This is a genomic window from Kribbella solani (assembly GCF_014205295.1).
Classification (GTDB): domain Bacteria; phylum Actinomycetota; class Actinomycetes; order Propionibacteriales; family Kribbellaceae; genus Kribbella; species Kribbella solani.
In genome coordinates, this window is the sequence record NZ_JACHNF010000001.1 from 2,324,804 (window position 1) to 2,347,885 (window position 23,082).

The window sequence follows — 23,082 nt, forward strand, 5'->3', positions numbered from 1 at the left end:
ACACCGTCACTACACCGCCGAGGATTGTCGGGTTCCGGCGATAAGGTCGGGTTCGTGCCTGATATCGATGAAGCGTTTCTTGATCTTCCCCGGCGGGAGTTGGCTGAGGCCGCTTTGCAGCGTGCTCGGGATCTCGGTGTGGTGTTCGCCGAGTTTCGGCTGGAGCGGATTCGGTCGGAGTCCATTTCGTTGCGGGACAGCGTGCTGGAGAGTGCCAAGGACGACGAGGATCTCGGTCTTGCCGTTCGGGTCATCCACGACGGGACCTGGGGGTTCGCCGCCGGGGTCGCGCTGACCGTCGACGAGGCGGTCCGGGTCGCCGAGCAGGCGGTGAACATGGCGCAGGTGTCGCGGCCGATCAATGCCGAGCCGATCGAGCTCGCGGACGAGCCGGTGTACGACGACGTGACCTGGGTCTCGGCGTACGAGATCGATCCCTTCAGCGTCCCGCGCGCGGAGAAGGTCGCGCTGCTCACCGACTACAGCGACCGGCTGCTGAAGGCGGACGGCGTCGCGCATGTGAGCGTCCACGTCGCCACGGTGCACGAATGCAAGTACTACGCGAACACCGCGGGCACTTCGTACACGCAGCAGCGGGTGCGGATCGGTCCGGACATCACCGCGCACGCGGTCGCCGAGGACCGCTTCGACTCGATGTCGTCGTGCGCGCCGCCGGCCGGGCGCGGCTGGGAGTACCTGACCGGTACGGGCTGGAACTGGGATGACGAGCTGGCCCGGATCCCCGGCTGGCTGGCCGAGAAGATGGCGGCGCCGAGCGTCGACGCGGGGACGTACGACGTGGTCGTCGACCCGACGAACCTCTGGCTGACCATCCACGAGTCGATCGGCCACGCGACCGAGCTGGACCGCGCGCTCGGCTACGAGGCGAACTACGCGGGCACCAGCTTCGCCACCCTCGACAAGCTGGGCACGCTCGAGTACGGCTCGCCGGTGATGCACGTGACCGGCGACCGGACCGCGGAACACGGCCTGTCGACGGTCGGGTACGACGACGAAGGCGTCGCCGGACAGCAATGGGATCTCGTCAAGGACGGTGTCCTGGTCGGGTACCAGGTCGACCGCCGGATGGCGAAGAAGAACGAGGACGTGCTCGGTACGCCCCGGTCGAACGGCTGCGCGTACGCGGACTCGTCCGGCCACATCCCGATCCAGCGGATGGCCAACGTCTCGCTGCAGCCGGCGCCGGACGGCCCGTCCACGGAGGAACTGATCAGCCGGGTCAAGAACGGGATCTACATCGTCGGCGACAAGTCCTGGTCGATCGACATGCAGCGGTACAACTTCCAGTTCACCGGGCAGCGGTTCTTCAAGATCACCGACGGCAAGCTCGACGGCCAGCTCCGCGACGTCGCGTACCAGGCCACCACGACCGACTTCTGGGGCTCGATGGAGGCGGTCGGCGGTCCACAGACGTACCTGCTCGGCGGCGCGCTGAACTGCGGCAAGGCCGAGCCGGCCCAGTCCGGCGCGGTCACCCACGGCTGCCCGTCCGCGCTGTTCCGCAACGTCCGCATTCTCAACACGACGCAGGAGGCCGGCCGGTGACGGGCATCCAACTCACCCCGCAGGACACGATCGAGCGGGGACTCGCGCTGGCCGCGGCCGAAGGCGCCGACGGCTGCGTCGTACTGGTAGCGGAGACTTCGAGCGCGAACCTGCGCTGGGCCAACAACACCCTGACCACGAACGGCGCGATGCGCGGCTCGAGCGTGACCGTGATCACCACGGTCGGGGCCGGCGAGGGTACGGCGGCCGGCGTGATCGGCCGTTCGTCGGTCACCGAGGACACGCTCCGTGAGATCGTCGCGGCGGCGATCGCGACCGCCCGCGCGGCCGGCCCGGCCGAGGACGCGCGCCCGCTGGTCGAGGGCACGACCGGCGCCGACTGGGCGCTGGAACCCGAGGAGACCTCGGTCGGCGTGTACGAGAAGTTCGCGCCGGCGCTCGGTGAATCGCTGCGGCGCGCTACCCAGCAGGACCGCCGCCTGTACGGTTTCGCCGACCACGAGGTCGTCACGCTGTACGTCGGCTCGTCCGCCGGGCTGCGGCTGCGGCAGGCGCTCCCCCGCGGCTACGTGTCGTCGACCGGCAAGAACGCCGACCTCAGCCACTCGGCCTGGGTCGGCACCGCCACCAGGGACTTCGCCGACGTCGACCCGCTGGCGCTGGATGCCGAGCTGACCCGGCGGCTCGGCTGGGCGACCCGGACCGTCTCGGTGGACGCCGGCCGGCACCCGACGATCCTCCCGCCCGCCGCGGTCGCGGATCTGATGACGTACTTGTTCTGGCAGCTCGACGGCCGGGACGCGTTCGAAGGCCAGACCGTCTTCTCCAAGTCCGGAGGCGGCACGCGGCTCGGTGACACGCTGTCGCCGCAGCCGGTGAACCTGCGCTCCGACCCGTCTTTGTCCGGCCTGGAGGCGTTCGCGTTCGCGGTCGCGCGTACGTCGGGTGGTTCGTCGAGCGTGTTCGACAACGGGCTGACGCTGGCCGCGACGGACTGGATTCGGAGCGGGAAGCTGGAGAGCCTGATGACCAGCCGGCACACCGCCGACCTGATCGGCGTACCAGCGGCAACGCCGAACATCGGCAACTACGTACTGTCAGTGGACGCCGCGACCGGTACGACCGACGACCTGGTCGCGGGGCTCGGCAACGGCCTGCTGCTGACCTGCCTCTGGTACATCCGGATGGTGGATCCGCAGACGCTGCTGCTGACCGGGCTGACCCGCGACGGCGTCTACCTGGTCGAGAACGGCGAGGTGACCGGCGCCGTGAACAACTTCCGCTTCAACGAGAGCCCGGTCGACCTGCTGGCCCGGTTCACGACCGCGGGCGCCACGGTGCCGGCGTTCTCGCGGGAGTGGGGCGACTACTTCTCACGGACCGCGACGCCGCCGCTGCTGGTGCCGGACTTCAACATGTCGAGCGTCAGCCAGGCAAGCTGACGCTGGACATGAGAACGCCCCGCGGAGTGATCCGCGGGGCGTTCTGCTGTCTGGTGTGATCAGACGGTCGGGTAGCCCGGCTCCGTCGGACCAGCCATGCCCGGGCCGCCGAACCGCTCGGCCGCCTTCGGGTCCGGACCGTACTGGTTGTCACCGGCGTTGCCCTCCTGGGCGGCCAGCACGATGAACCAGATGAAACCGACACACGGGATCAGGTTGATCAGGACCCACCAGCCGGAACGCCCGGTGTCGTGCATCCGCCGGATCGCCACACCGATCCCCGGCAGCAGGATGGCCAGGCTGTAGATCGTCTGCAGCCAGCCACCGGAGTTGCTCGAACTGAAGTCGAGCCCGAGGATCCGGTCCAGGGTGGACAGGATGATCGAGACGATCGTGCTGAAGAGCACGAACAGCCAGTACTCTTTGCGCCGGGCCCGCCCGGTGAACACGGCGTACTTCTTGAGAACGTCGATGTACCACTGCATTGCTGTATCTCCGATTGTCGAAGGTGAGACGCGGACAGAGCTTGTCGGAACAGGTTCATTTCGTCAATGCAAGTTTTCGCTTTGGTGACCACACCGCAATCTGGCACGCCGGTTCCGCAGGCAACGTCACCAGTTCGGGACCGTTGCACCTAGAGCCGGCTTCAGCTTTCGGCGCCGGTTTCCGCTGGTGCTTCCATCGACGTTGCCGCGGTGGTTCCGGTTCCGTCGGCCTTGGTCATCGTGACCCGCCACATCCGCCGCCGGCCTTCCTCGTACGGCGCGGTCTCGTCCAGCCGCCAGTTCGCGCCGAGCTCGGCCACCAGGGTCTCGTCGAAGAACCGGCCGACGAAACCCTCGTGGACGGACAGGCCGTCGTCCAGTTGCTGCCAGTGTCGCGAACACGGGTCGTCCGTCGACCACACCGCGTACACGAATCGCCCACCAGGACAGAGCACGCGGTGGATCTCGGCGACCAGCGAGCGCAGCTCGGACGGCGCGAAGGCCATGTTCAGCAGGAGATTCGCGAACACCGCGTCGACAGTCGCGTCCGCCGGCGGCAACGGGTCGCGGACGTCGTGCAACGCCGCGGTCACCCGGTCGTCGAGCCCGTCCCGCTGTGCCTGCAGCCGCAACTGATCGAGCGCCGTCTCGCTGAAGTCGGTCGCGTGCACGCTGAAACCCTGCCTGGCCAGGAAAAGCGCGTCCCGCCCATGACCTGCCCCCAGTTCCAGCACGTCATCGATGCCCGCGGCACCGAACGCCTCGACCGCCCAGCGCGCCGCGGACGACGGCTCCACCCCGTGCAGCAACGCTTTCCGCGCGTACGCCGAGTCCCAGCGTTCCTGCTGAGCTCTGGCGAGCTCAATGTGACCGCTACTGCCCGAATGCCCAGTCTGCATGGTGGTGCTCCCCGTGTTCGTCCCACCGATCTGGACGATCGACGGACCGCAGCAGCCTACGTCAACAATGCTCGTGCAGTCACTTCGCTGTGTGTAACGGATTCGGGATGGTTCCGGTGCTGGGGATCGGCGGCCGGGTGTCGAGGTCGGCGTAACCGAGCGTGAGCCGGTAGCCGTTCAACGGAAAGCGCAGGAACGTCTCGGCGGTCAGCGCGGTGGCGGCCAGCCGGTCGGCGTACTCGGGGTGGGCGTCGGCGTAACGGTCGGCTTCGGCGCGGGCGATCGACCAGAAGGCCGGCTCGGGGATCAGGTCGCGGGCGGCAAGCGGGTTCAGTACGCCGAGGAGCAGCGCGTCGACGACGTACTGGCGGAGGATGTGCCACGGTTTGCGCGGCAGCACCCGGTCGTGCGAGTCGGGCTCGATGCCACGGGCAACGACGGGGGTGGTGGAGACGTTGACGTCGTCCACCAGGTCCTTGATCACCAAGCGTGCGGGCAGGCCGTGGGAGTCGCAGATCACGGCCAGGTTCTCACCGTGGGGGTTGACGGTGATGCCGTAGTGGTGCAGGACGTGCAGCAACGGCCGCAGCAGCGTCGAGAGCAGATGGGTGAGCCAGGTCTCCGCGTCGACGCCGGCCCGGGCGATCAGGGCGTCGGCGAAGCCGGGATGGAGTACGGCGGCCAGCGGCCAGACGGACTCGCCTTCGCGCAGCCGAGGGTCCATCGGGTCGCGCCAGATGCAGCCGAGCGTTTCGGTCCACTGGTACGGGATGCCGCGGTGCCCGGACAGCTGCGGGTGGCGGACGGTGACGGAAGCAACCTCGCCGAGGAGTTCGGTACCGAGCTCGCGGAGGACTTCGTCGCGGGACCAGAGGCCGCGGAGCCACTGGGTGATCATGGGTGCGGCCAACGTACAGTGCTCCGGGATGCCCCGGTAGACGGACGTGTTGAGGATCTTCAGCGGCAGTTTGACCTGGTACCGGTTGTCGTGGTCGAGGTTCACCATGGTCCGGATCGACTGCGTGGGCAGGTAGTCGTCAGGGCTCTCCCCCAGTACGACGATCTCGCCGGTGGCCAGTTCACGGGCCCACTGGGTCCGGACGACATGGTCGAGTTGCCACGGGTGGCATGGGAGCCAGACGTACGCGTCGGGGTCGTCCAGCCTGGAACGGAAAGCCGCAATGACTTCCGGTGGTAGCTCATGATCGCGGACAGCCTGCTCCGAGAGGTCCGGCGTGCCACGGAACTCGGCCAGACCGCGGCGTACGGCCAGCCAGGTGAGGCGGAGCGGCGTACGTGCTTCCGGAGCGTAGCGCTCGCTGTCAGCAGCAGAGAAGCCCAGGCGGCCCTTGTTTGCCACGAGTAGCGGGTGGCCGGTCAAATGCCCTTCCAGGCGGCTGTGGTGGAGGTTCAGGAGTTCAGCCACCGGTACGGCCGTGGAGGCCATGCGCACGTCGGCTGCGAGCGTGCTGGTGAGCTCGGCGACGTACCCGGCGACCGTCGGCCCGTCGACGCCCAGTACCGCAGCGGCTTCGACGAAGAACTGGATCGGGTCGGTGGCCGGCTCGCTCTCGTCGTTGCCGAGGATGCCCGCCGTCGTACGCCGAATGGTCGCCGGATCGACCCGCCAGCTGCCGAAGCCGCCGCGGGTCGCTTCGAACGTGTACGCCACTGGCCCGAGATCCAGGCGATTGTCGACCGGTTGAAGCAACCCCTCGGTGCAGAACTGGCCGATGAGCTTTGCCAACAGGTCAGCTGAGCACGTGGACCATGCGTTCATGATGCTCCGGGGACGGCGAACGTGGTGAAGGCGGTGGACTTCGGTAGTCGGTACACCTCGCGTCCGGCGATGCTGTTCAGGATGCCCGCGTTCCGGATCGCTCCGATGCCCAGGTCGGGCGCCGCGACGCCGTGGCTGTGCAGGTCGGCGTTCGCGACGAAGATGCGACCGGCCAACTGCTCGTCGGCAGCGTGGACGCTGTGGTCGCGGTTGATCACCCAGCGACCAGCCGCGTCGTGCTGGATCTGCTCCTGCAGTGACTCCATGAACGGCAACGGCCGATTCCGGTACCCAGTGGCAGCCACTACCGCATCAGTCGTGTGCTGGAAGGTCTTGCCGCTGTCAGCATGCAGCATGGTCAACTCAAGCCCGTCAGCACGTGCCACTGCCGACACCACGGCCACGCCGCACTGAAGGTCAGCCGGAAGATCCCTTGCGTACAAGACGTCGTGGATGTCGTCAAGCGTCTCGGAGGAGATGCCCTTGTAGTGCCGCCACTGTTCCTTCACCAACTTGTCACGTACGGGTTCATCCAGTGCGTGGAAGTAGTCGACGTACGACGGCGTGGTCATCTCCAGCACCAGCTTGGAGTAGTCGAGCGGCGCGAAGGACGGCGTACGCGTCAACCAGGACACGGCCGGACTGTCGGCGCGCAGCAGGTCCAGTGCGCACTCGGCACCGGACTGACCCGAGCCGACCACAGTCACCCGACCAGTACGCAGTAGGTCGTCACGGCGGAACAGGTAGTCGGCCGAGTGCAGGAACCGCTCCGGCGGGAGCCCTGCTAGTGCAGCTGGTACGAATGGCTCGGTGCCGACACCTACTACCAGGTGCCGCGCTTCGAACGTCTCCAGTACGTCCCCGCGCTCTACCGTCAGCTCGAAGTGCGATCCGTTCCAGACGGCGTCCCGTACGTGGTGGCCGAAACGCAGTGAGTCCAACTGGGCGGCGCACCACCGTAGGTACGTCTCGTACTCCCGCCGCGTCGGATGGAACTTCTCGCGGACGTAGAACTGGTACAACCGGTCGTTGTCCTTCAGAAACGACAGGAATGACAGGTGGTGCGCTGGCTCGACCAAACTGACCAGATCCGCCAGGAACGACACCTGGAGCATCGCGTCCTCGAACATCAGTCCGCGGTGCCAGGTGAACTCGGGCCGGCTGTCCAGCACTGCGAGCTGCACGTCGTCCACACCGTCGGCCAGTGCGGCCAGACCGAGGTTGAACGGTCCTGCGCCGATCGCGATCACGTCGTACATCTATTGCCTCCTACGGACCATCAGCAGTGCCTTCTTGTCGGGCAGCTGTAGCTCCCCGGACGCTTCGAAACCGGCGGCACCGAACGCGCGTACGGACGGGGTGTTCTCGAGGTCCGGCTCAGCCACTACGCGGCTACAGGACGGGTCCGCGTCCAGTAGTGCGTCGGCGAGCGACCGGAGCAGTCGCCGGCCGAGTCCGTGTCCGACTCGGGTAACGTCGCCGATCGCGACATGCATGCCCCAGTCGTTCTCCTCGTACGCGTAGTACTCCGCCAGCTGGTCATGCCGTACGCGGTACAGCTCGACGTACCCGAACTCCTCCGCGTCGACGGACGCCACGCAGGGCGCGGAATGCACGCCGGCTGCCTGCTGCTCGATCTCCTGCGCCCAGCGCTCCACCGACCAGTCCTGCAACCACCAGCGCTGGACATGCGGCTGAGCCATCCACAGCGCGATCCGGGGCGCGTCGGACGAGTCAGCTGGACGCAGTGCGAAACCGGCGTCCAGGTTGAGGTCGCACCTCACCGGAGCGGGTTCGGGATGTCGAGGTACACCGACTGAGCATCCAGTGGCGCCACTACCTCGTCGATACCGCGCAGCCGGGTCAGCATGTTCGCCTTGCAGGGCAGGGTGTCCGCTTCGAGCCAGCGACGGGCCAGCCGGTCGCCGTCCGGACCAGCGGACTTCAGCAGCGGCAGCGCGGCCGCGAGGCGCTCACGGACCACACCGAGCAGCTCCTCCTCGTCCGCGATCCCGTCCGCTGCCAGACAGCCGACCACAGCCAGCGCCTGGTTGTGCAGCAGGTAGTAGGTCAGGCGATCGTCGACAATCGGATCGTCCACCACCGCCAGCGTCGAGTCACGCAGTCCGGTTACTCCCAGCAGGCTCCGGAGGTACGACGACGCCAGGTAGTACCCCTGGTTGTCGCGGTACGCGCCGCCCTTGATCCGCCCGAGCCCGTCCAGCCGTACCAGCGTGTTCTGCTGATGCGCTTCCAGACCGATACCGGTCTCGGCGTAGAGGTGCAGCATCGGGATCAGTACGTTGTCGATGTACTCCCCCACCCACCCGGCCGGATCCTCGGCTGCGAACGCACTGAGCCGACTGATCCCGCCGGGGCGTGGCGCGACCAGACCGGCCAAACATGCATAACTGTTGACGTCTGCCGGCACTTCGCGGACAGCAACGTCAAGACCAGTCAACGTTGGTCCACCTTCGTCAAGAGCAACCCAGGCCGGGTCGCGGACGATGCTGAACCGCGGATGCGCCGTCGCCGTACCGGCGTTGTACGCCGCGTCCAGCAGGCGGTTGATCTCCAGACCGCGCCGCAGCTCGGTCGGCGTCGACTCCCGCCGCGAGTTGGTGATCCGCAAACCGAGCGACAGCTTCAGCATCACCGGCAGATCCGGGTGGAAGAGCGTCCGCAGGCTCGACGTCGGATACCACTGCGCGCCCTGCGGGCCAAGGGCCTTCACTCGTCCCGCCGCGACCAGCTCCGCGACCCGCGGTCGCTGCAGCACCGCGGCCGCCTGCCACGGGTGCGCGGGAACCAGCACCCGGCCGGCTGACGGAGTGACACCGGCCAGCGCGCCCATCAGCTGTAGAGCGTCCAGTCCCTGCAGTGAGGGCGCGCCGGCCACCTGGTCCGACGACACCAGCTCGGCGTCGGCTTCGAACCAGTGCACCGCGAAACGGCCACCGAGCTCAGGCGAGTACGCCGCCAGCTCAGCGCCGCTCAGTCCGTCCCGGCTCTTCGGCGCCGGGTGGTTCAGATGCCCGTACAGCAACGCCTGCTCGAACTCCAGGAAGCGCCCGGGACCACGCTCCCCGTCGGCTTCCTCGACGAACAGCGCGACGTTGCGTACGGACTCCGCCGTACGCGCCGCCAGATCGTCGACCTCCGCCGGGTCCGCGTCCGCGGACAGCACCCGCACCAAGTCCTCAGGCGCCGCCGGTACGCCGTCCAGCAGCACGTCCGCGAACTGATGCAACCCCGTACGCGACGCATGCTCGACCCGAGCCGTCACGGTCGACGCGCCGACCGTCAGCGTCAGCGGTCCAGCCGCCACCGGAACAGCGGCCTCCCGGGTGTAACACCGCAGAATCGCGTTCAGATGGGCATCGACAGCTACTTCGGCTGCTACTGGACTCACGCCGCTCCCTCGCCGGTCAGGACGTCGAGGCCGGTGGCCACGACCTGGTCGAGCAGATCCTCGATGTCCGCCGCGGTCGCGTTCGGGTTCAGCAGCGTCAGCTTCAACGCGACCGCCGCCGGCCGGCCACCACGGGCCGGTAGCTTGGTCCGGCCGATCAGCACCCGGCCGGACGTCAGCAACCGGCGCCGGACCTCACCCTGGACCGCGTCCACGCCGACCGGGTCCAGGCCCGGCGCGGCGAACCGGAACAGCACCGTGGTCAGGGTCACCGGCGCCACCAACTCAAGGTTGCTGTCGGCAACGACCCGGGCCGCGGCGGCGTGCGCCAGCTCGTGGCAGGTGTCCAGCATCGTGCCCAGCCCGGACCGGCCGTAGGCCGTCAGCGTGGTGGCAACCTTGACCGCGTCCGGACGGCGAGTGGTCTGCAGGCTGCGCCCGAGCAGACCGTCCAGCCCGGAGTCGATGTCGTCGGCCGGGTTCAGGTAGTCCACCGACCGGCCGAACGCGGCGAACCTGGTGCGATCCGCGACCAGCAGCACGCTGGTCGCGGCCGGCTGCCAGCCGATCTTGTGCAGGTCCAGCGTGACCGAGTCCGCCAGCGACACGTCGGCCAGCAACGGCGCGAGCCGCTCGGAGAACAGTGCACCGAACCCGTACGCCGCATCGACGTGTACCCAGGCGCCGTGCTTGCGAGCCAGCTCGGCGATCGGCGCGATCGGGTCGATCGACCCGAAGTCGGTCGTCCCGGCGGTGGCGATCACGGCGATCGGAGTCCGGCCCGGTATCGCCAGCTCGTCCGCGAGTACATCCGTACGCATCCGGAAGTTCTCGTCCGACGCGATCGTGATGACCGCTTCCTCACCGAGCCCAAGCGCGGCGCAGGCCCGCTGGACCGAGAAGTGCGCGAGCTCGGAGCAAAACACCACTGAGCGATGCAGTCCTTGCAGACCGTTCCGCCGTACGTCGATCCCTTGCGCGGCGGCGGCGCTGTCACGGGCGATCAGCACCGCGAGCAGGTTCGAGATCGAACCGCCCGGGGTCAGTACGCCATCCGCTTCGCGCCCGAAGCCGGCCAGGTCAGCCAAGGCGCGTACGACCCACTGCTCGATCGCCAGCGTCGCCGGACCGGAGTCGTACGTGTCCATCGAGGCGTTGCTTGCCGACGCCAGCGCGTCCGCGTCGACTGCCACCTGCAGCACCGGGGGCTGCAGGTGCGCGGCCGCGTGCGGGTGGCTCAGGTCGATCCCACTCTCCGCCAGCAGGCCGGCGACCAGGTCCAGCGCGGCGGACTCCCCCACGCCTGTCGACGGCACCCGTGGCTCACCCAGTACCTCTGCCGCGCGCCGCAGCACCGCGCCCGGCGAACCGTGCGGCAACGGACCCCGATCCCGGTCCGCCACCGTCGAGGCCAGCGGCCACCGAGCGGCGAACGGATCACGGACAGGTGCGGGCAGCGCGGTCAGACGCGCGGGCTGCGACATCCAGTACTCCCGGGAAGTTGTCGAGTAAGGCAACCCTTACTAAGGCAGCCCTAACCTTTGCCCGCCGCACCCACCGTGTCAACTCGACTACCGCCGAAAGTGGTAATCCTCACCCCGCGATCTCACTCCGTGGGCCACCCCCCCAGCCGGCGCGGCCGTGCCTGAGCCGCACGGCCGCGCCGGGGTATCAGGACCGAGTGACCGGCTCCGGCGATTTCTGCTCGGCGGCGTCCTCGGGTAGCTGCTGACGGTCCTGATGGCCCGGCCACCAAGCGGCGTGGCCGATCAGGGCGGTCAGGCTCGGGGTGAAGAACATCGCCATCACGAACGCGGCGACCACGATGCCGAAGGAGACCGCGAAACCCATCTCGGTCAGCAGGGAGTTGCCGGCCAGCATCAAGGTGGCGAAGGTCGCCGCCAGGATGAACCCGGCCGCGGCGACGGTCGGACCGGCGTGCCGGACCGCCATACTCGCCGCCTCGCGCGGATCGCGTCCTTCCCGCGCCTCCTCGCGGAGCCTGGCGATCATCAGGATGTTGTAATCGGTGCCGATGGCAACGACGAACAGGTACATGATCACCGGCAGCATGAACATCAGGCCGGAATGTCCCAGGCCCTGCTGGAAGATCAGTACGGTCGCACCAAGCGTCGCGCCGAAGCCCAGACCCACCGAAACCATCAGGTACCAGGGCGCCACCACGCTGCGCAGCAACAGTCCGAGGATGATCATGATCAACAGCGCGGCCAGCGGGAACACCGTCCGGTAGTCGTGGTTGACCGCGGCGTTGATGTCCTTGTAGATCGACGACATACCGCCGACCAGCGCCTTCGTACCCGGCGGCGCGTCCGCGTGCGCGACGTCGCGGACGGTACCGACCGTACGCAGTGCCTCGTCGGTCGCCGACCCGTAGCCGAGGGTGACCGTGATGTTCGCGGTCCGGCCGTCCTTGCTGATCGCCGCCGGCAGGACGTCGGCGACGCCCGCGACCGCGGCGAGCTTCTTCTCGTACGCGGGCAATGCCGACGGATCGAGCCGCCCGTCGCCGGTCGATGTCACCAGTACCGAGGTCGGTTCGGCCGCACCGGCCGAGTACGCGGACTGCATCTCGGTTTGGACGACCATCGACTCCTTGGTCTTCGGCATCGAACCGGACGCCAGGTCGAAGGTCGCCTTGAAGCCGAGCGTGCCGAGCGCCAGCGCGACCATCACGATCCCGGACACCGCGGCGAACAGGGCGGGCCGGCGCTGGACGCCGCGCCCGAGCGCCGCGAACCGCGCGTTCGTGGGCTCGTTGCGCCATGCCTTCGACGGCCAGAACAGCACCCGCGGCGGGATCAGCGAGCAGATCGCGGGGAACAGCGTCAGCGCGGCGACCAGCGTGACCGCGACCGTGATCGCCAGCGCCGGCCCCATCTGCTTCAGGAAGCCGAGCGTGGACAGGAGCAGCGCGAGGAACGCGATGATGACCGCACCGGCCGCCGACGCGATCGCCTCGCCGACCCGTCCGACCGCGCTGATCATCGCCTCCTTGGGCTCCTCACCCGCCCGTAGCCGCTCGCGATAGCGGAACATCAGGAACAGGTAGTAGTCGGTACCGACCCCGAGCAGCACCACGATCAGCAACGCCGAGATCGAACTGCTCGCCTCCAGCCCGAAGAGCTTCGTAGCGTCGGCGATCAGCCCGTTGGCCGTCGTGGACACCAGCGCGAGCAGGACGATCAGCGGCAGCAGCGCGAGGATCGGCGACCGGAAGATGATCAGCAGCGTGATCAGGATGATCGCGAACGTACCCACGAACGTCAGCTTGTCGGCCTGGGTCGACGACTCCTGCTGATCCAGACCCTGGGCCGCCGAACCACCGAGCTTGGCGTCCAGCCGCGTACCCTTCGTCAGCGCCTTCGCGTCGTCGCGCAATGTCTTCGCGGCGTCGAGCTGACTTTGCTGACCGGCGTTATTGGTGTCCATCGACACCAGCCCGAGCACATACCGGCCGTCCTTCGACGGCGGCCCGGGTACGACCTGCTCGACCTGGTCGAGCTTCTTCGCGCCGAGTTCGGCGGTGATCTTCGCGGCGTCCTTCAGATCGGCGGGCCTGAGCCGCCCGCCGTCGGAACGCGAGTACAGGACGATGGCCGACGGGGTGAACGCGGTCGGGAAAGCGCTCTGCTGGAGCTCCGCGGCCTGGATCGACTCGTAGCTCTTGGGCAGGAAGCTGCTCTGGTCGCTGCTCGACGGCAGGCTCGGTGCGGTCGCCACCACGGCGACCGCGATCACCAGCCAGGCCACGATCGTCCAGATGGGATGACGGACGGCAACGCGCCCGATGCGATGGAACATTTCGGTCTGCCTCCGGGCAGGAAAGGACGGTCAGGCGTCCAGGGCGTTGGTGATCTTGCGGATCATCTCGGTCATCGCGGGGCCGGTGCCGCCGCGTTCGGCGCGGGAACCGGCTTCCACGGCAGCGAGCACGGTGCCGCGGAAGTCGTCGGCGGTGGCCGCGTCCTGGTCCTTGAGCAGGTGCATGGCCGCGGTCAGCGCCGGGAAGACCTGGTCGGCGAGCTCGGCGGTGGACTTGCCGTCGAGCTTCAGGCCCTTCTGGTTCTCGTCGAGCGCGTGCCCGACCGGTCCGGTCGCCGAGGCCAGCGCGAGCGAACCGGCGACGGCGATCTTGCCGGCGGACTTCACGCCGGCGGCGGCGATCAGCGCGATCGAGCCGTGGGCCGCGACCGCGAGCGTGGTCTTGTCCTGAGCGGTGAGAGCGATGGAGTTCGTCATGCAATCACCATCACAGGGCATGCTGACACCGCCCTGACATCGGACTGACAGCCCCTGACGCGGTCACCTCACCCTCCCCGGTCCGCCACGACCGGCCGTACACTGCCGTTCGCCGCCCGCCAACCGGCTCCGGAAAGGACCACGTATGCCCGATCTCCCCAAGGCCCTGCATGTCGGCAGTCTGCTGCGGCCGCCCGCCCTGCTCGACGCCCGCGCCGCGCACGCGGCCGGCACGCTCGGCCCGGACGAACTCCACCGGATCGAGGCGGAGTCGGTCCGGCTCGCGCTCGACGTGCAGCGTGACGCCGGCATCGGCGTGTACACCGACGGCGAGTACCTGCGGACCGACTTCATGAGCCATCTGACCGAGAACACCGACGGATTCGTGAGCCAGGCACCCGTACTGGAGTGGCAGGACGGCGACGAGAGCCAGGCCGACAACGCGATCCTGAATCTGATCGGCGACAGGCTGGCCTACCGGGACCGGTTCACCGCGCGGGAGGCGGCGCTGCTGGCCGAGCACGCCCCCGGGCCGTACAAGGTGTCGATGCCCGAGGTCACCAACTTCGTGGTGGCGAACTGGGATCAGCAGGTCAGCGGCCCGCACTACCCGTCCCGGGCCGACCTGGTCGAGGACCTGGCCGCGGTCCTGCGCGCGGAGGCCGAGGCGCTGATCGCGGACGGCGTGCGGTGGGTGCAGATCGACGCGCCGTGCTTCACCAGCTTCGTGAATCCGCGGATGCTGGCCGTTTACGAGGCGGAGGGTCTGGACCCGGCCGCGCTGCTGCGGCGGTGCATCGACGCCGACCGGACCGTCGTCGACCTGCTGCGGTCCCACGGCGTACGCGTCGGCATGCATCTGTGCCGGGGCAACTATCGCGGCCAATGGTTCAACGAGGGGACGTACGACGGGATCGCGGCCGAACTGTTCGGCGGCCTCGCCGTGGATCATTGGCTGCTCGAGTACGACACCGAGCGCGCCGGGACGATCGAGCCGATCAAGCACGTACCCGCCGGCGTGGACGTCGTACTCGGCCTGATCACCACCAAGTCCGGCGAGCTGGAGGATGTCGGCGAACTGCTCCGCCGGATCGACGAGGCGGCACGGCTCGTCCCGATGGAGAACCTCGCGATCAGCCCGCAGTGCGGGTTCGCGTCCGAGGTGGTCGGCAACCCGCTGACCTGGGACGAACAGCGCCGCAAACTCGATCTGACCGTCGCGGTCGCCGAAGGAGCCTGGGGCTAGGCGCCGTAGGGCGTCCGGGTGAGAACGAAGGTGGCGACGTTCAGGTGTGTGATCGTGCCGCCGTCGCGGATCACCCGGAGGCGTTCGCCGGCGAGGTAGCCGTCGCGCCCCTGGTAGAGGTCGGGACCCAGGGGCGCCAGGCGGGTGCTGAGGCCGCCGGACAGTTGCAGGATGCCGCCGGAGACGGTGATGGTCATCGGCGTGTTGCCCCAGTACCAGTGACCGAGCAGGTCCGCGCCCTGAGCCAGCGACGGTTCGGGCACCCACTCCTGCGTGAGCGGCGGTTCGTACTTGGCCAGGATCCGGATCAGGTCCGGCGCCAGCGAGGCGACCCGGCCGTACGTCGCGTTGCCGAGGGTGACCGCGCCGACGCGGCGATCACGATCGACGAACAGACCGGCCAGGAAGCCAGGCATCGAGCCGGTATGACCGACCAGCAGGTGCGGATCATCCGCGATCAGGCGCAGCCCCAGCCCGTACGACGCGGTCAGCGCTTCCTGCGGATCGGACGCCACCGGCGCGGCCATTTCTTCGACCGAGTCGCGGCTCAGTACGTCATGCACCGGGTCGATCCAGAACGCCGCATACCGCGCCAGGTCCTCGATCGTGCTCCACAACTGGCCCGCCGGTGCCATCGCGCCGGAGTCGTACGCCGGCTCCGGAACGAGCTGCCCACTGAACGGATGCACCGAAAACCCATCCGCCTTCGGGGCAGTCGGGAAGTACGTCGTACGCGTCATCCCGAGCGGAGCGAGAATCCGGGACCGCACCAGCTCCAGCCACGATTCACCGCGTACCCGGCTGACGATCTCGCCGAGCAGCCCGTACCCGAGGTTCGAGTAGTGATGCCGCCGATCCGCCGGCCCGGCCGCGTGCGCGTCGTCCATCGCCGCGACCAGCTCGTCGTACGAAACCCCCGGATTCCGTTCCCACCAAGGGCCTTCCGGCTCGGCGTTCATCCCACCACTGTGCGCCAGCAGCTGCCGTACGGTCAGATCCCCGAACGCGACGCCGGGCAGATGCTTGCCGACAGCATCATTCAGCCCGAGCAGCCCGTCGTCCCGGCACTGCATGATCAGAACCGCCGTCAAGGTCTTCGTGATCGACCCGATCCGGTACTGCACGTCCGCACCCGGCAGGTCCCCACCGGCGGTGGCGAACCGTCCGCGTTCACCCGTCCACACCAGCGCTCCGTCCCGCAACACGCCGGCACAAACCGAAGGCACCTTGAACTCACCCTGCGCCGCCGCCACCTCGGCGAACAGGGCAGCGGCGGTGTCAGAACGCAAGGACATTACTGGAAGGCCTCCGGGGCTGGGCAGGAGCAGATCAGGTTGCGGTCGCCGTGGGCGCCGTCGATGCGGCGGACCGGGGGCCAGTACTTGCTGCTGCGGTCCACGGAGCGCGGGAAGGCGGCTTCCTCGCGGGTGTAGCTGTGGTCCCACTTGTCGTTGATGACGGACTCGGCGGTGTGCGGGGCGTTCACCAGCGGGTTGTCGGTGGCGGGCCATTCACCGGCGGCGACCCGGTCGATCTCGTGCCGGATGGCGATCATCGCGTCGCAGAAGCGGTCGAGCTCGCCGAGGTCCTCGGACTCGGTCGGCTCGACCATCAGCGTGCCGGCCACCGGGAACGACATCGTCGGGGCGTGGAAACCGTAGTCGATCAGCCGCTTCGCGACGTCGTCGACGGTGATGCCGGTTTCCTTCGTCATCGGGCGCAGGTCGAGGATGCACTCGTGCGCGACCAGGCCGTTCTCGCCGGTGTACAGCACCGGGAACGCGCCCTCGAGCCGCTTCGCCACGTAGTTCGCGGTCAGCACGGCCGCCTTCGTCGCGGCGGTCAGGCCCTCGGCGCCCATCATCCGGATGTACGCCCACGAGATCGCCAGTACGCCCGCGGAACCGAACGGCGCGGCGCTGATCGGGCCGACGCCCGACTCCGGCCCGGCCTGGTCGAGCAGCGGGTGGTTCGGCAGGTACGGCGCCAGATGCGCGGCGACGGCAACCGGGCCGACGCCGGGACCACCGCCACCGTGCGGGATGCAGAACGTCTTGTGCAGGTTCAGATGGCTGACATCGCCGCCGAACTCACCCGGCTGCGCGAGACCGAGCAGCGCGTTCAGGTTCGCCCCGTCGACGTACACCTGGCCGCCGTGGTCGTGGACGATCTTGCACACCTCGCGGACGCTCTCCTCGTACACGCCGTGCGTCGACGGGTACGTGATCATGATCGCCGCGAGTTGTGCAGCGTGCTCGGCCGCCTTCGCGCGCAGGTCGTCCAGGTCGATCGTGCCGTCATCGTTGCCCTTGACAACGACCACCTTCATCCCGGCCATCACCGCGGAGGCCGCGTTGGTACCGTGCGCGCTCGCCGGGATCAGGCAGACGTTCCGCTCGAGGTCGTCGCGGCCGTGGTGGTACCCCCGGATCGCGAGCAGCCCGGCCAGCTCGCCCTGCGAACCGGCGTTCGGCTGGATCGACACCTTCGCGTACCCGGTCACCTCGGCCAGCCAGCGCTCCAGCTGACCGATCAGCTTCACGTACCCGGCCGCGTCCTCCACCGGGGCGAACGGATGCAGATCCGCGAACTCCGGCCAGGTGACCGGCTCCATCTCGGTGGTCGCGTTCAGCTTCATCGTGCAGGACCCGAGCGGGATCATCCCCCGGTCCAGCGCGTAGTCCATGTCGGACAGCTTGCGCAGGTACCGCAGCATCGACGTCTCGGACCGGTGCGTGTTGAAGACCGGGTGCGTCAGGTACTCGCTCGTCCGCGGCACCGTGATCGCGGCGGCGCCGAGCGTGTCGTCGTACTGCACGCCGAACGACTGGCAGACCCGGGTCAGCGTGGCGACGTCGGTCTTCTCGTCACAGGAGATGCCGACATGGTCCGCGTCGACGAGCCGCAGCCAGATCCCGTTCTGCCGGGCGGCGTCGACGACATCCGCGGCACTGCCCGGTACGCGCGCGAGCACCGTGTCGAAGAAGTCGCCGTGCACGACCTCGACACCGCCGGCCCGCAGCGACGCCGCGAGCTTGCCCGCGTACGAGTGCACCCGCTCCGCGATCGCGCGCAGCCCCTCCGGTCCGTGGTACACCGCGTACATCGAGGCGACCACGGCGAGCAGGACCTGCGCCGTACAGATGTTGGACGTCGCCTTCTCACGCCGGATGTGCTGCTCGCGTGTCTGCAGCGCCAGCCGGTACGCCGGGGCGCCGTCGGCGTCGATCGACACGCCGACAAGGCGACCGGGCAACGACCGCTCCAGACCGGAGCGTACGGACATGAAGCCGGCGTGCGGACCACCGTAGAAGAGCGGTACGCCGAAGCGCTGCGACGACCCGATCACGATGTCCGCGCCGGCCTCACCCGGTGCCTCCAGCAACGTCAGCGCGAGCAGATCGGAGGCGACGGCAACCAGCGCGCCACCCTCGTGCGCCGCCTCGATCAGCGGATTCAGGTCACGGACGGCGCCGTTCGAACCCGGGTACTGCACCAGGAACCCGAAGAAGTCACCCGCCGGCAGACCGTCGGTCGTGTCGGCGACGACCACCTCGATCCCAAGGGCCTCGGCGCGCGTACGCACCACCGCGATCGTCTGCGCGAAGCAGTCGGCGTCGACCAGGAAGCGGTCGGACTTACTCTTCTTGTTCGAGCGGTGCGCCAGCGTCATCGCCTCGGCGGCCGCGGTGCCCTCGTCGAGCAGGGACGCGTTCGCGGTCGGCAGGCCGGTCAGGTCGGAGACCACGGTCTGGAAGTTCAGCAGCGCCTCGAGCCGTCCCTGGGAGATCTCCGGCTGGTACGGCGTGTAGGCGGTGTACCAGGCCGGGTTCTCGACCAGGCGGCGGACGATGACGGACGGGGTGAAGGTGCCGTAGTAGCCCTGGCCGATCATCGAGGTGGCGACGTTGTTGCGGGCGGCCAGCTGGCGGAGCTCGGTGAGCGCGTCGACCTCGGAGGCCGGCTCCGGCAGCCGCAGCGGCTCGGCGGAGCGGATCGAGGCAGGGACGGCGGCGTCGACCAGCGCGTCCACATCCGCGTACCCGAGGAGGTCGACCATCCGGGCGATCTCGTCCGGGCGCGGCCCGATGTGCCGGTCGGCGAAGGTCGCCGAAAGCTGCGGTGAGTTGTTCATCTAGAGGCTCCGTTGCTGGCAAATGCGTCCGGTCGCCTCCCCCTCTGTCACGCCGGCACGGTCACCCGCGCGCGCTCCAGAGTCGCCTGTGACACTCGGTCCGTGGGCCTGAGAGGTTCCGGGGAGGAATTGCCCCTTCGGCGCCCGATGACACGGGTCTCTCCCGAGTGTTGTGTACGGCTGTCCCGAGGCTACCAGGAATCCGGGAACAGTTCGGGCAGCAGCCTGCGGGCGTCCGGCCGCGCCGCCGCGACCTGCTCCGGAGTGGCCGACTGCATCGGCCAGCGCACCCGGGTGCCGGCGTCCGCCCAGTCCCCCACCGCGGCCAGGAACTTGTCCAGCGCCGGGTTGGACAGGCCGGCCTTCTGCAGCGGCGCGACGTGGGCGGCGAAGAACTCGCCGATCCGGCGCTCGACCTCCAGGTCGGTGGCGTACTTCACCGCGCCGTTCGGTGAGAGGGCTGCCACGTTCGAGTAACTGCCATGCGCGCCGAGTGACGTCATGCTCGCCAGGAAATGACCCGGCACGAAGATCGACAGCCCCGACCGCAGCGCCTCGTCGAACCAGGCCTTGTCACCGCCGGCCGTCTTCAAGCCGATCAGACTCGGTACGTCCTGCGCGAGCTCGCCCAGTTGCCGCGGACCGATCGCGGTCTTCGCGTGCGGCGGGTTGTACAACACCAACGGCACGCCGTCCGCCGCCGCACTCACCCGCCGCAGAAACTCCAGCATCTCAGCCGGGTTCAGGGGTAACCAGTCGGGGGCGATCACCTGGATTGCTCCGGGCGCGAGCTTCGCGGCCCGCTCCACCCGTGACAGCTGCACCTGAGCCGACGGATGCGAGGCCCCGATCTGGAACGGCTGGCCGACAGCGGCCAGCACCTCGTTCACCCGGTCGAACTCGTCCTCGGTCAGGGTCTGGAACTCCCCCGCCGTCCCGTGCGCGTAGATACCGGCCAAGCTGCCGGCGCCGAGCGCGTCGGCCTGAGCCTGTAACCGCACCCAATCGATCGAGTCGTCCGCGTTCAGGGGCAGCAACAACGTCGCCCACACACCGCGGAGCGAGTCGGCAGTGAGTGGGCGCACGGAACGAACGTTACGTCAGCCTGTCATCCGGGCGCGACGGCGCGCGGCGAGTTCATCGGTGTGGGACTCGGAATCGCCGTCGTCGTGACCGTCGGCCCGCTCGGTCGGCAGCTCGGACAGCGAACCCTCGACCTCGCGCCAGACACCGCCGAGCGCGATCCCGAACACACCCTGGCCACCGGCCAAGAGGTCGATCACCTCGTCCGGCGAGCTGCACATGTACACCGACGCGCCGTCGCTCATCAGCGTGATCTGCGTCAGGTCGTCGAAGCCGCGCTTGCTCAGGTGCGCGATCGCGGTCCGGATCTGCTGCAGCGAGATCCCGGCGTCGAGCAGCCGCTTGATCACTTTCAGCAACAGCACGTCGCGGAACCCGTACAAGCGTTGCGTGCCGGAGCCGGTCGCCGGGCGGACCGAGGGCGAGACCAGACCGGTCCGCGCCCAGTAGTCGAGCTGCCGGTAGGTGATCCCGGCCGCGGCGCACGCGGTCGGGCCGCGGAACCCGACGTCCTCCGGCATCGGCCGCAGGTCGTCGTCGAACAACAGACCCTGGACCCCGGCGGAAGCCTCGGCAGCCGCCATGGCCTCGGCGTGCGCGTCGGACGTCGACTGCGCCGTCAGATCCGTGTCGCCGGTGCGTGTCACGCCTGAGCCTCCCTGGATACCGCCTGGATACCGACTGGAACGAGCCATCCGCGTGGAGTGACAGCACCCCACGACTTCTTCACGGTAAGCCGCCGCCCGAACCGGGTCAACGACAACCGCATCGAGCCGCGAGCGTGTCGCGACCGCCGTACGAATCGTTACCTGGCCGATCTTGTACCGCGGCCCGGCAGATCACGCTCGGCGCGGGCGGAACCGGCGGGCTCAGCTCTTGTCGAAGTCCTCCGGAGTCACCTGGTCGAGGAACTCCCGGAACCGCTCGACCTCCTCTTCCTCCACCACCTCGTCGGTGCCGTCCGTCTCACTCTCCGGGACCGGGATCCCGGCCTCGGCCAGGATCTCCTCGGTGCAGAACACCGGCGTACCCGTACGCAGCGCGAGCGCGATCGAGTCCGACGGCCGCGCCGAGATCTCGGTCTTGTCGTCGAACACCAGGATCGCCTCGAACACGCCGTCGGTCAGGTTCACGATCCGGACCTGACTCAGGGTGTGCCCGAGCACCCGGAGCGTCTCGGCGAACAGGTCATGGGTCAGCGGCCGGGGTGGTTCCATCCCCTGCTGGGCGAAAGCGATCGCACTCGCCTCGGCCGCGCCGATCCAGATCGGCAGGTATCGCTCCCCACCGACCTCCCGCAACAGCACGATCGGCTGACTCGAGGGCATCTCAACCCGGACTCCGACCACGTCGACTTCGCGCACACCACCACCCTACTCCGCGCCGACACACGAGCGGATATCCACTGGCGTTGTGGGTTCTCCACTCGTACACCGGTGGAGAACCCACAAGAGCAGTGGATATCCACTCGTGTGTCAGCGGGGTAGGCGGGAGCGGACCAGGGCGGTGTGGAGGCGGACGGTGAGGGCGGCCAGCTCGGCGGTCTGGTCGGTGCGGCGTGGGCCGGTGACCTGCTCGATCAGGCCGACTTCCCGATCGGCGGCGGTACGGAACGCGCGCAGGTGCCGCGGCTCGAGGCCGTACCCGGCCAGCTCGGCGGCGACCTGGGCGATCACGATCGCGTCGCCGGAGTAATGGTTGCCGCTGGCCACCACCAGGCCATGGCTCTCCAGCTCGCCGAGCAACTCGGCGGAGACGCCCGCGGCAGTACGCAGCTCCTCGCGGGTCAGCCGCAACTCGGTGCTCGCGGCACCGAAATCGTCAGCGACCGGCTGACCAGGGGTCTGCGGCAACGAAGCCGGCGCGACCGGCGGACCGGCGGCGGCCGGACGCAGCCCCCGGTCGATCGCGCCGAGGTGTTCCTTGATCACCTTCAGCGGCAGGTACTGGTCGCGTTGCGCGGTCAGTACGTACCGGAGGCGCTCCACGTCGGCAGCACTGAACTTCCGGTACCCGGAAGCGGTCCGGGCCGGCGTGACCAGCCCTTCCGCCTCCAGGAACCGGATCTTGGAGATCGTGACATCGGCGAACTCGGCCTGGAGCAGCTGCAGCACCTCGCCGATGCCACGGCCGTCGGCGGGCCCTTCGGTGCTGGGCTCAGGCCTGGCCACTGGCGTAGTAGACCAGCCGGTACTTGCCGATCTGGACCTCGTCGCCGTTGTTCAGCCGCACCTCGTCGATCCGGTCCCGGTTCACGTACGTGCCGTTCAGGCTGCCGACGTCGCGGACCTTCACGCCGTACCCGTCCCGGCGGAACTCGGCGTGCCGGCGGGACACCGTCACGTCGTCGAGGAAGATGTCGCTGTCCGGGTGCCGGCCGGCGGTGACCACGTCGACGTCGAGCAGGAACCGGCTGCCCGCGTTCGGGCCCCGCTGGACGATCAGCAGCGCGGACCCGGCCGGCAGCGCGCCGACGGCGGCCTCGTCGTCGGCGGTCAGCGGCTCGCCGGTCTGCTCCGGCTCCGGCTCGGCCCCGATCGGGGTCAGCATCGCGGTGTCGGTGACCCCAGGCTGAGGCATCGGCTGAGGAGTCGCCGGGGCTGCCGCCGGGCGGTCCGCGCCAGGCAGCATCGCTCCGCACTGCGAGCAGAACCGGCTGCCCTCGGAGTTCTCGTGCCCGCACTGGTTGCAGAACGGCATGCTGTGATCCTCCCGATCGCCGGCGGTCCGGCGACGTTTTCGATAGACCCCGTATTGACAGTGTGGACATAGGCCTCAACCCTCGACCAGCGGTTGAGGCCCGGTAACGCTAT

At 68.8% G+C, this 23,082-nt stretch carries 19 protein-coding genes and 1 riboswitch; of the genes, 3 read left to right on the plus strand and 16 right to left on the minus strand.

From position 1 onward, the window contains the following. Positions 1–54 precede the first annotated feature (54 nt). Positions 55–1,566: a metallopeptidase TldD-related protein gene (locus tag HDA44_RS10435; RefSeq protein WP_184833321.1), complete on the plus strand. Its 1,512-nt coding sequence runs from the start codon at positions 55–57 to the stop codon at positions 1,564–1,566. Then, a complete protein-coding gene (locus HDA44_RS10440) occupies positions 1,563–2,969 on the plus strand; it encodes a metallopeptidase TldD-related protein (RefSeq protein WP_184833322.1) in 1,407 nt (468 codons plus the stop codon). Before HDA44_RS10435 ends, HDA44_RS10440 begins: the two co-directional genes overlap by 4 nt. Before the next feature lie 59 nt (positions 2,970–3,028). Here HDA44_RS10440 and HDA44_RS10445 read toward each other — a convergent pair whose 3' ends face one another. The 9 genes from HDA44_RS10445 to HDA44_RS10485 form a co-directional block, all read right to left on the minus strand. Next, on the minus strand, positions 3,029–3,454 hold the full coding sequence (locus HDA44_RS10445) for a DUF805 domain-containing protein (protein ID WP_184833323.1): 426 nt from the start codon (positions 3,452–3,454) through the stop codon (positions 3,029–3,031). A gap of 161 nt (positions 3,455–3,615) precedes the next feature. Further along, positions 3,616–4,353 (minus strand): class I SAM-dependent methyltransferase, encoded by a 738-nt coding sequence (locus tag HDA44_RS10450; protein WP_184833324.1) that lies wholly within the window; start codon positions 4,351–4,353, stop codon positions 3,616–3,618. Between the two features lie 79 nt (positions 4,354–4,432). Then, positions 4,433–6,100 carry an IucA/IucC family protein gene (locus HDA44_RS10455; RefSeq protein WP_238352406.1) on the minus strand — a complete coding sequence of 556 codons (1,668 nt, stop codon included), beginning with the start codon at positions 6,098–6,100 and terminating at the stop codon, positions 4,433–4,435. 29 nt (positions 6,101–6,129) lie between these two features. Then, entirely contained in the window at positions 6,130–7,392 is a 1,263-nt protein-coding gene (locus tag HDA44_RS10460; protein WP_184833327.1) for a lysine N(6)-hydroxylase/L-ornithine N(5)-oxygenase family protein, read from the minus strand. Next, complete coding sequence (locus tag HDA44_RS10465) at positions 7,393–7,917, minus strand: GNAT family N-acetyltransferase (RefSeq protein ID WP_184833329.1); 525 nt, start codon at positions 7,915–7,917, stop codon at positions 7,393–7,395. Beyond that, complete coding sequence (locus HDA44_RS10470; RefSeq protein ID WP_184833331.1) at positions 7,914–9,545, minus strand: IucA/IucC family protein; 1,632 nt, start codon at positions 9,543–9,545, stop codon at positions 7,914–7,916. Before HDA44_RS10470 ends, HDA44_RS10465 begins: the two co-directional genes overlap by 4 nt. Then, positions 9,542–11,029 (minus strand): pyridoxal phosphate-dependent decarboxylase family protein, encoded by a 1,488-nt coding sequence (locus HDA44_RS10475; protein ID WP_184833333.1) that lies wholly within the window; start codon positions 11,027–11,029, stop codon positions 9,542–9,544. Before HDA44_RS10475 ends, HDA44_RS10470 begins: the two co-directional genes overlap by 4 nt. Before the next feature lie 187 nt (positions 11,030–11,216). Then, on the minus strand, positions 11,217–13,367 hold the full coding sequence (locus tag HDA44_RS10480; protein ID WP_184833335.1) for an MMPL family transporter: 2,151 nt from the start codon (positions 13,365–13,367) through the stop codon (positions 11,217–11,219). Positions 13,368–13,397: 30 nt separating this feature from the next. After that, complete coding sequence (locus HDA44_RS10485) at positions 13,398–13,805, minus strand: hypothetical protein (protein ID WP_184833338.1); 408 nt, start codon at positions 13,803–13,805, stop codon at positions 13,398–13,400. 145 nt (positions 13,806–13,950) lie between these two features. On the opposite strand from HDA44_RS10485, the gene HDA44_RS10490 reads away from it, so the two are divergent. Then, complete coding sequence (locus HDA44_RS10490; protein ID WP_184833340.1) at positions 13,951–15,051, plus strand: cobalamin-independent methionine synthase II family protein; 1,101 nt, start codon at positions 13,951–13,953, stop codon at positions 15,049–15,051. Here the strand turns inward: HDA44_RS10490 and HDA44_RS10495 are convergent. The 7 genes from HDA44_RS10495 to HDA44_RS10525 form a co-directional block, all read right to left on the minus strand. Continuing rightward, on the minus strand, positions 15,048–16,346 hold the full coding sequence (locus HDA44_RS10495) for a serine hydrolase domain-containing protein (RefSeq protein ID WP_184833342.1): 1,299 nt from the start codon (positions 16,344–16,346) through the stop codon (positions 15,048–15,050). The two genes, HDA44_RS10490 and HDA44_RS10495, sit on opposite strands and share 4 nt — an antisense overlap. Continuing rightward, entirely contained in the window at positions 16,346–19,186 is a 2,841-nt protein-coding gene (gene gcvP, locus HDA44_RS10500; RefSeq protein ID WP_184833344.1) for an aminomethyl-transferring glycine dehydrogenase, read from the minus strand. Before gcvP ends, HDA44_RS10495 begins: the two co-directional genes overlap by 1 nt. Before the next feature lie 86 nt (positions 19,187–19,272). Beyond that, a riboswitch (glycine riboswitch) is annotated at positions 19,273–19,362 on the minus strand. A 15-nt stretch (positions 19,363–19,377) separates the two neighbouring features. Continuing rightward, the gene (locus HDA44_RS10505) at positions 19,378–20,271 is read right to left on the minus strand and encodes a dihydrodipicolinate synthase family protein (protein WP_184833346.1); all 894 of its coding nucleotides are present in this window, start codon (positions 20,269–20,271) and stop codon (positions 19,378–19,380) included. A gap of 15 nt (positions 20,272–20,286) precedes the next feature. Next, on the minus strand, positions 20,287–20,853 hold the full coding sequence (locus HDA44_RS10510; protein ID WP_202888070.1) for a MerR family transcriptional regulator: 567 nt from the start codon (positions 20,851–20,853) through the stop codon (positions 20,287–20,289). 285 nt (positions 20,854–21,138) lie between these two features. Next, positions 21,139–21,633, minus strand: a complete 495-nt coding sequence (locus HDA44_RS10515) for a bifunctional nuclease family protein (RefSeq protein ID WP_184833350.1) — start codon at positions 21,631–21,633, stop codon at positions 21,139–21,141. 111 nt (positions 21,634–21,744) lie between these two features. After that, positions 21,745–22,440, minus strand: a complete 696-nt coding sequence (gene ftsR, locus HDA44_RS10520) for a transcriptional regulator FtsR (protein ID WP_184833352.1) — start codon at positions 22,438–22,440, stop codon at positions 21,745–21,747. Beyond that, positions 22,427–22,969, minus strand: coding sequence for an FHA domain-containing protein (locus HDA44_RS10525; protein ID WP_184833354.1), 543 nt, complete (start codon positions 22,967–22,969; stop codon positions 22,427–22,429). Before HDA44_RS10525 ends, ftsR begins: the two co-directional genes overlap by 14 nt. Between the last annotated feature and the right edge of the window lie 113 nt (positions 22,970–23,082).

What these genes read in the sequence shown, in the direction of transcription:
- HDA44_RS10445 (WP_184833323.1), bottom strand. Translation starts at nt 3,454, where the DNA reads ATGCAGTGGTACATCGACGTTCTCAAGAAGTACGCCGTGTTCACCGGG.
- HDA44_RS10450 (WP_184833324.1), bottom strand. Translation starts at nt 4,353, where the DNA reads ATGCAGACTGGGCATTCGGGCAGTAGCGGTCACATTGAGCTCGCCAGA.
- HDA44_RS10460 (WP_184833327.1), bottom strand. Translation starts at nt 7,392, where the DNA reads ATGTACGACGTGATCGCGATCGGCGCAGGACCGTTCAACCTCGGTCTG.
- HDA44_RS10475 (WP_184833333.1), bottom strand. Translation starts at nt 11,029, where the DNA reads ATGTCGCAGCCCGCGCGTCTGACCGCGCTGCCCGCACCTGTCCGTGAT.
- HDA44_RS10480 (WP_184833335.1), bottom strand. Translation starts at nt 13,367, where the DNA reads ATGTTCCATCGCATCGGGCGCGTTGCCGTCCGTCATCCCATCTGGACG.
- HDA44_RS10485 (WP_184833338.1), bottom strand. Translation starts at nt 13,805, where the DNA reads ATGACGAACTCCATCGCTCTCACCGCTCAGGACAAGACCACGCTCGCG.
- HDA44_RS10490 (WP_184833340.1), top strand. Translation starts at nt 13,951, where the DNA reads ATGCCCGATCTCCCCAAGGCCCTGCATGTCGGCAGTCTGCTGCGGCCG.
- HDA44_RS10495 (WP_184833342.1), bottom strand. Translation starts at nt 16,346, where the DNA reads ATGTCCTTGCGTTCTGACACCGCCGCTGCCCTGTTCGCCGAGGTGGCG.
- gcvP (WP_184833344.1), bottom strand. Translation starts at nt 19,186, where the DNA reads ATGAACAACTCACCGCAGCTTTCGGCGACCTTCGCCGACCGGCACATC.
- HDA44_RS10510 (WP_202888070.1), bottom strand. Translation starts at nt 20,853, where the DNA reads ATGGCGGCTGCCGAGGCTTCCGCCGGGGTCCAGGGTCTGTTGTTCGAC.
- HDA44_RS10525 (WP_184833354.1), bottom strand. Translation starts at nt 22,969, where the DNA reads ATGCCGTTCTGCAACCAGTGCGGGCACGAGAACTCCGAGGGCAGCCGG.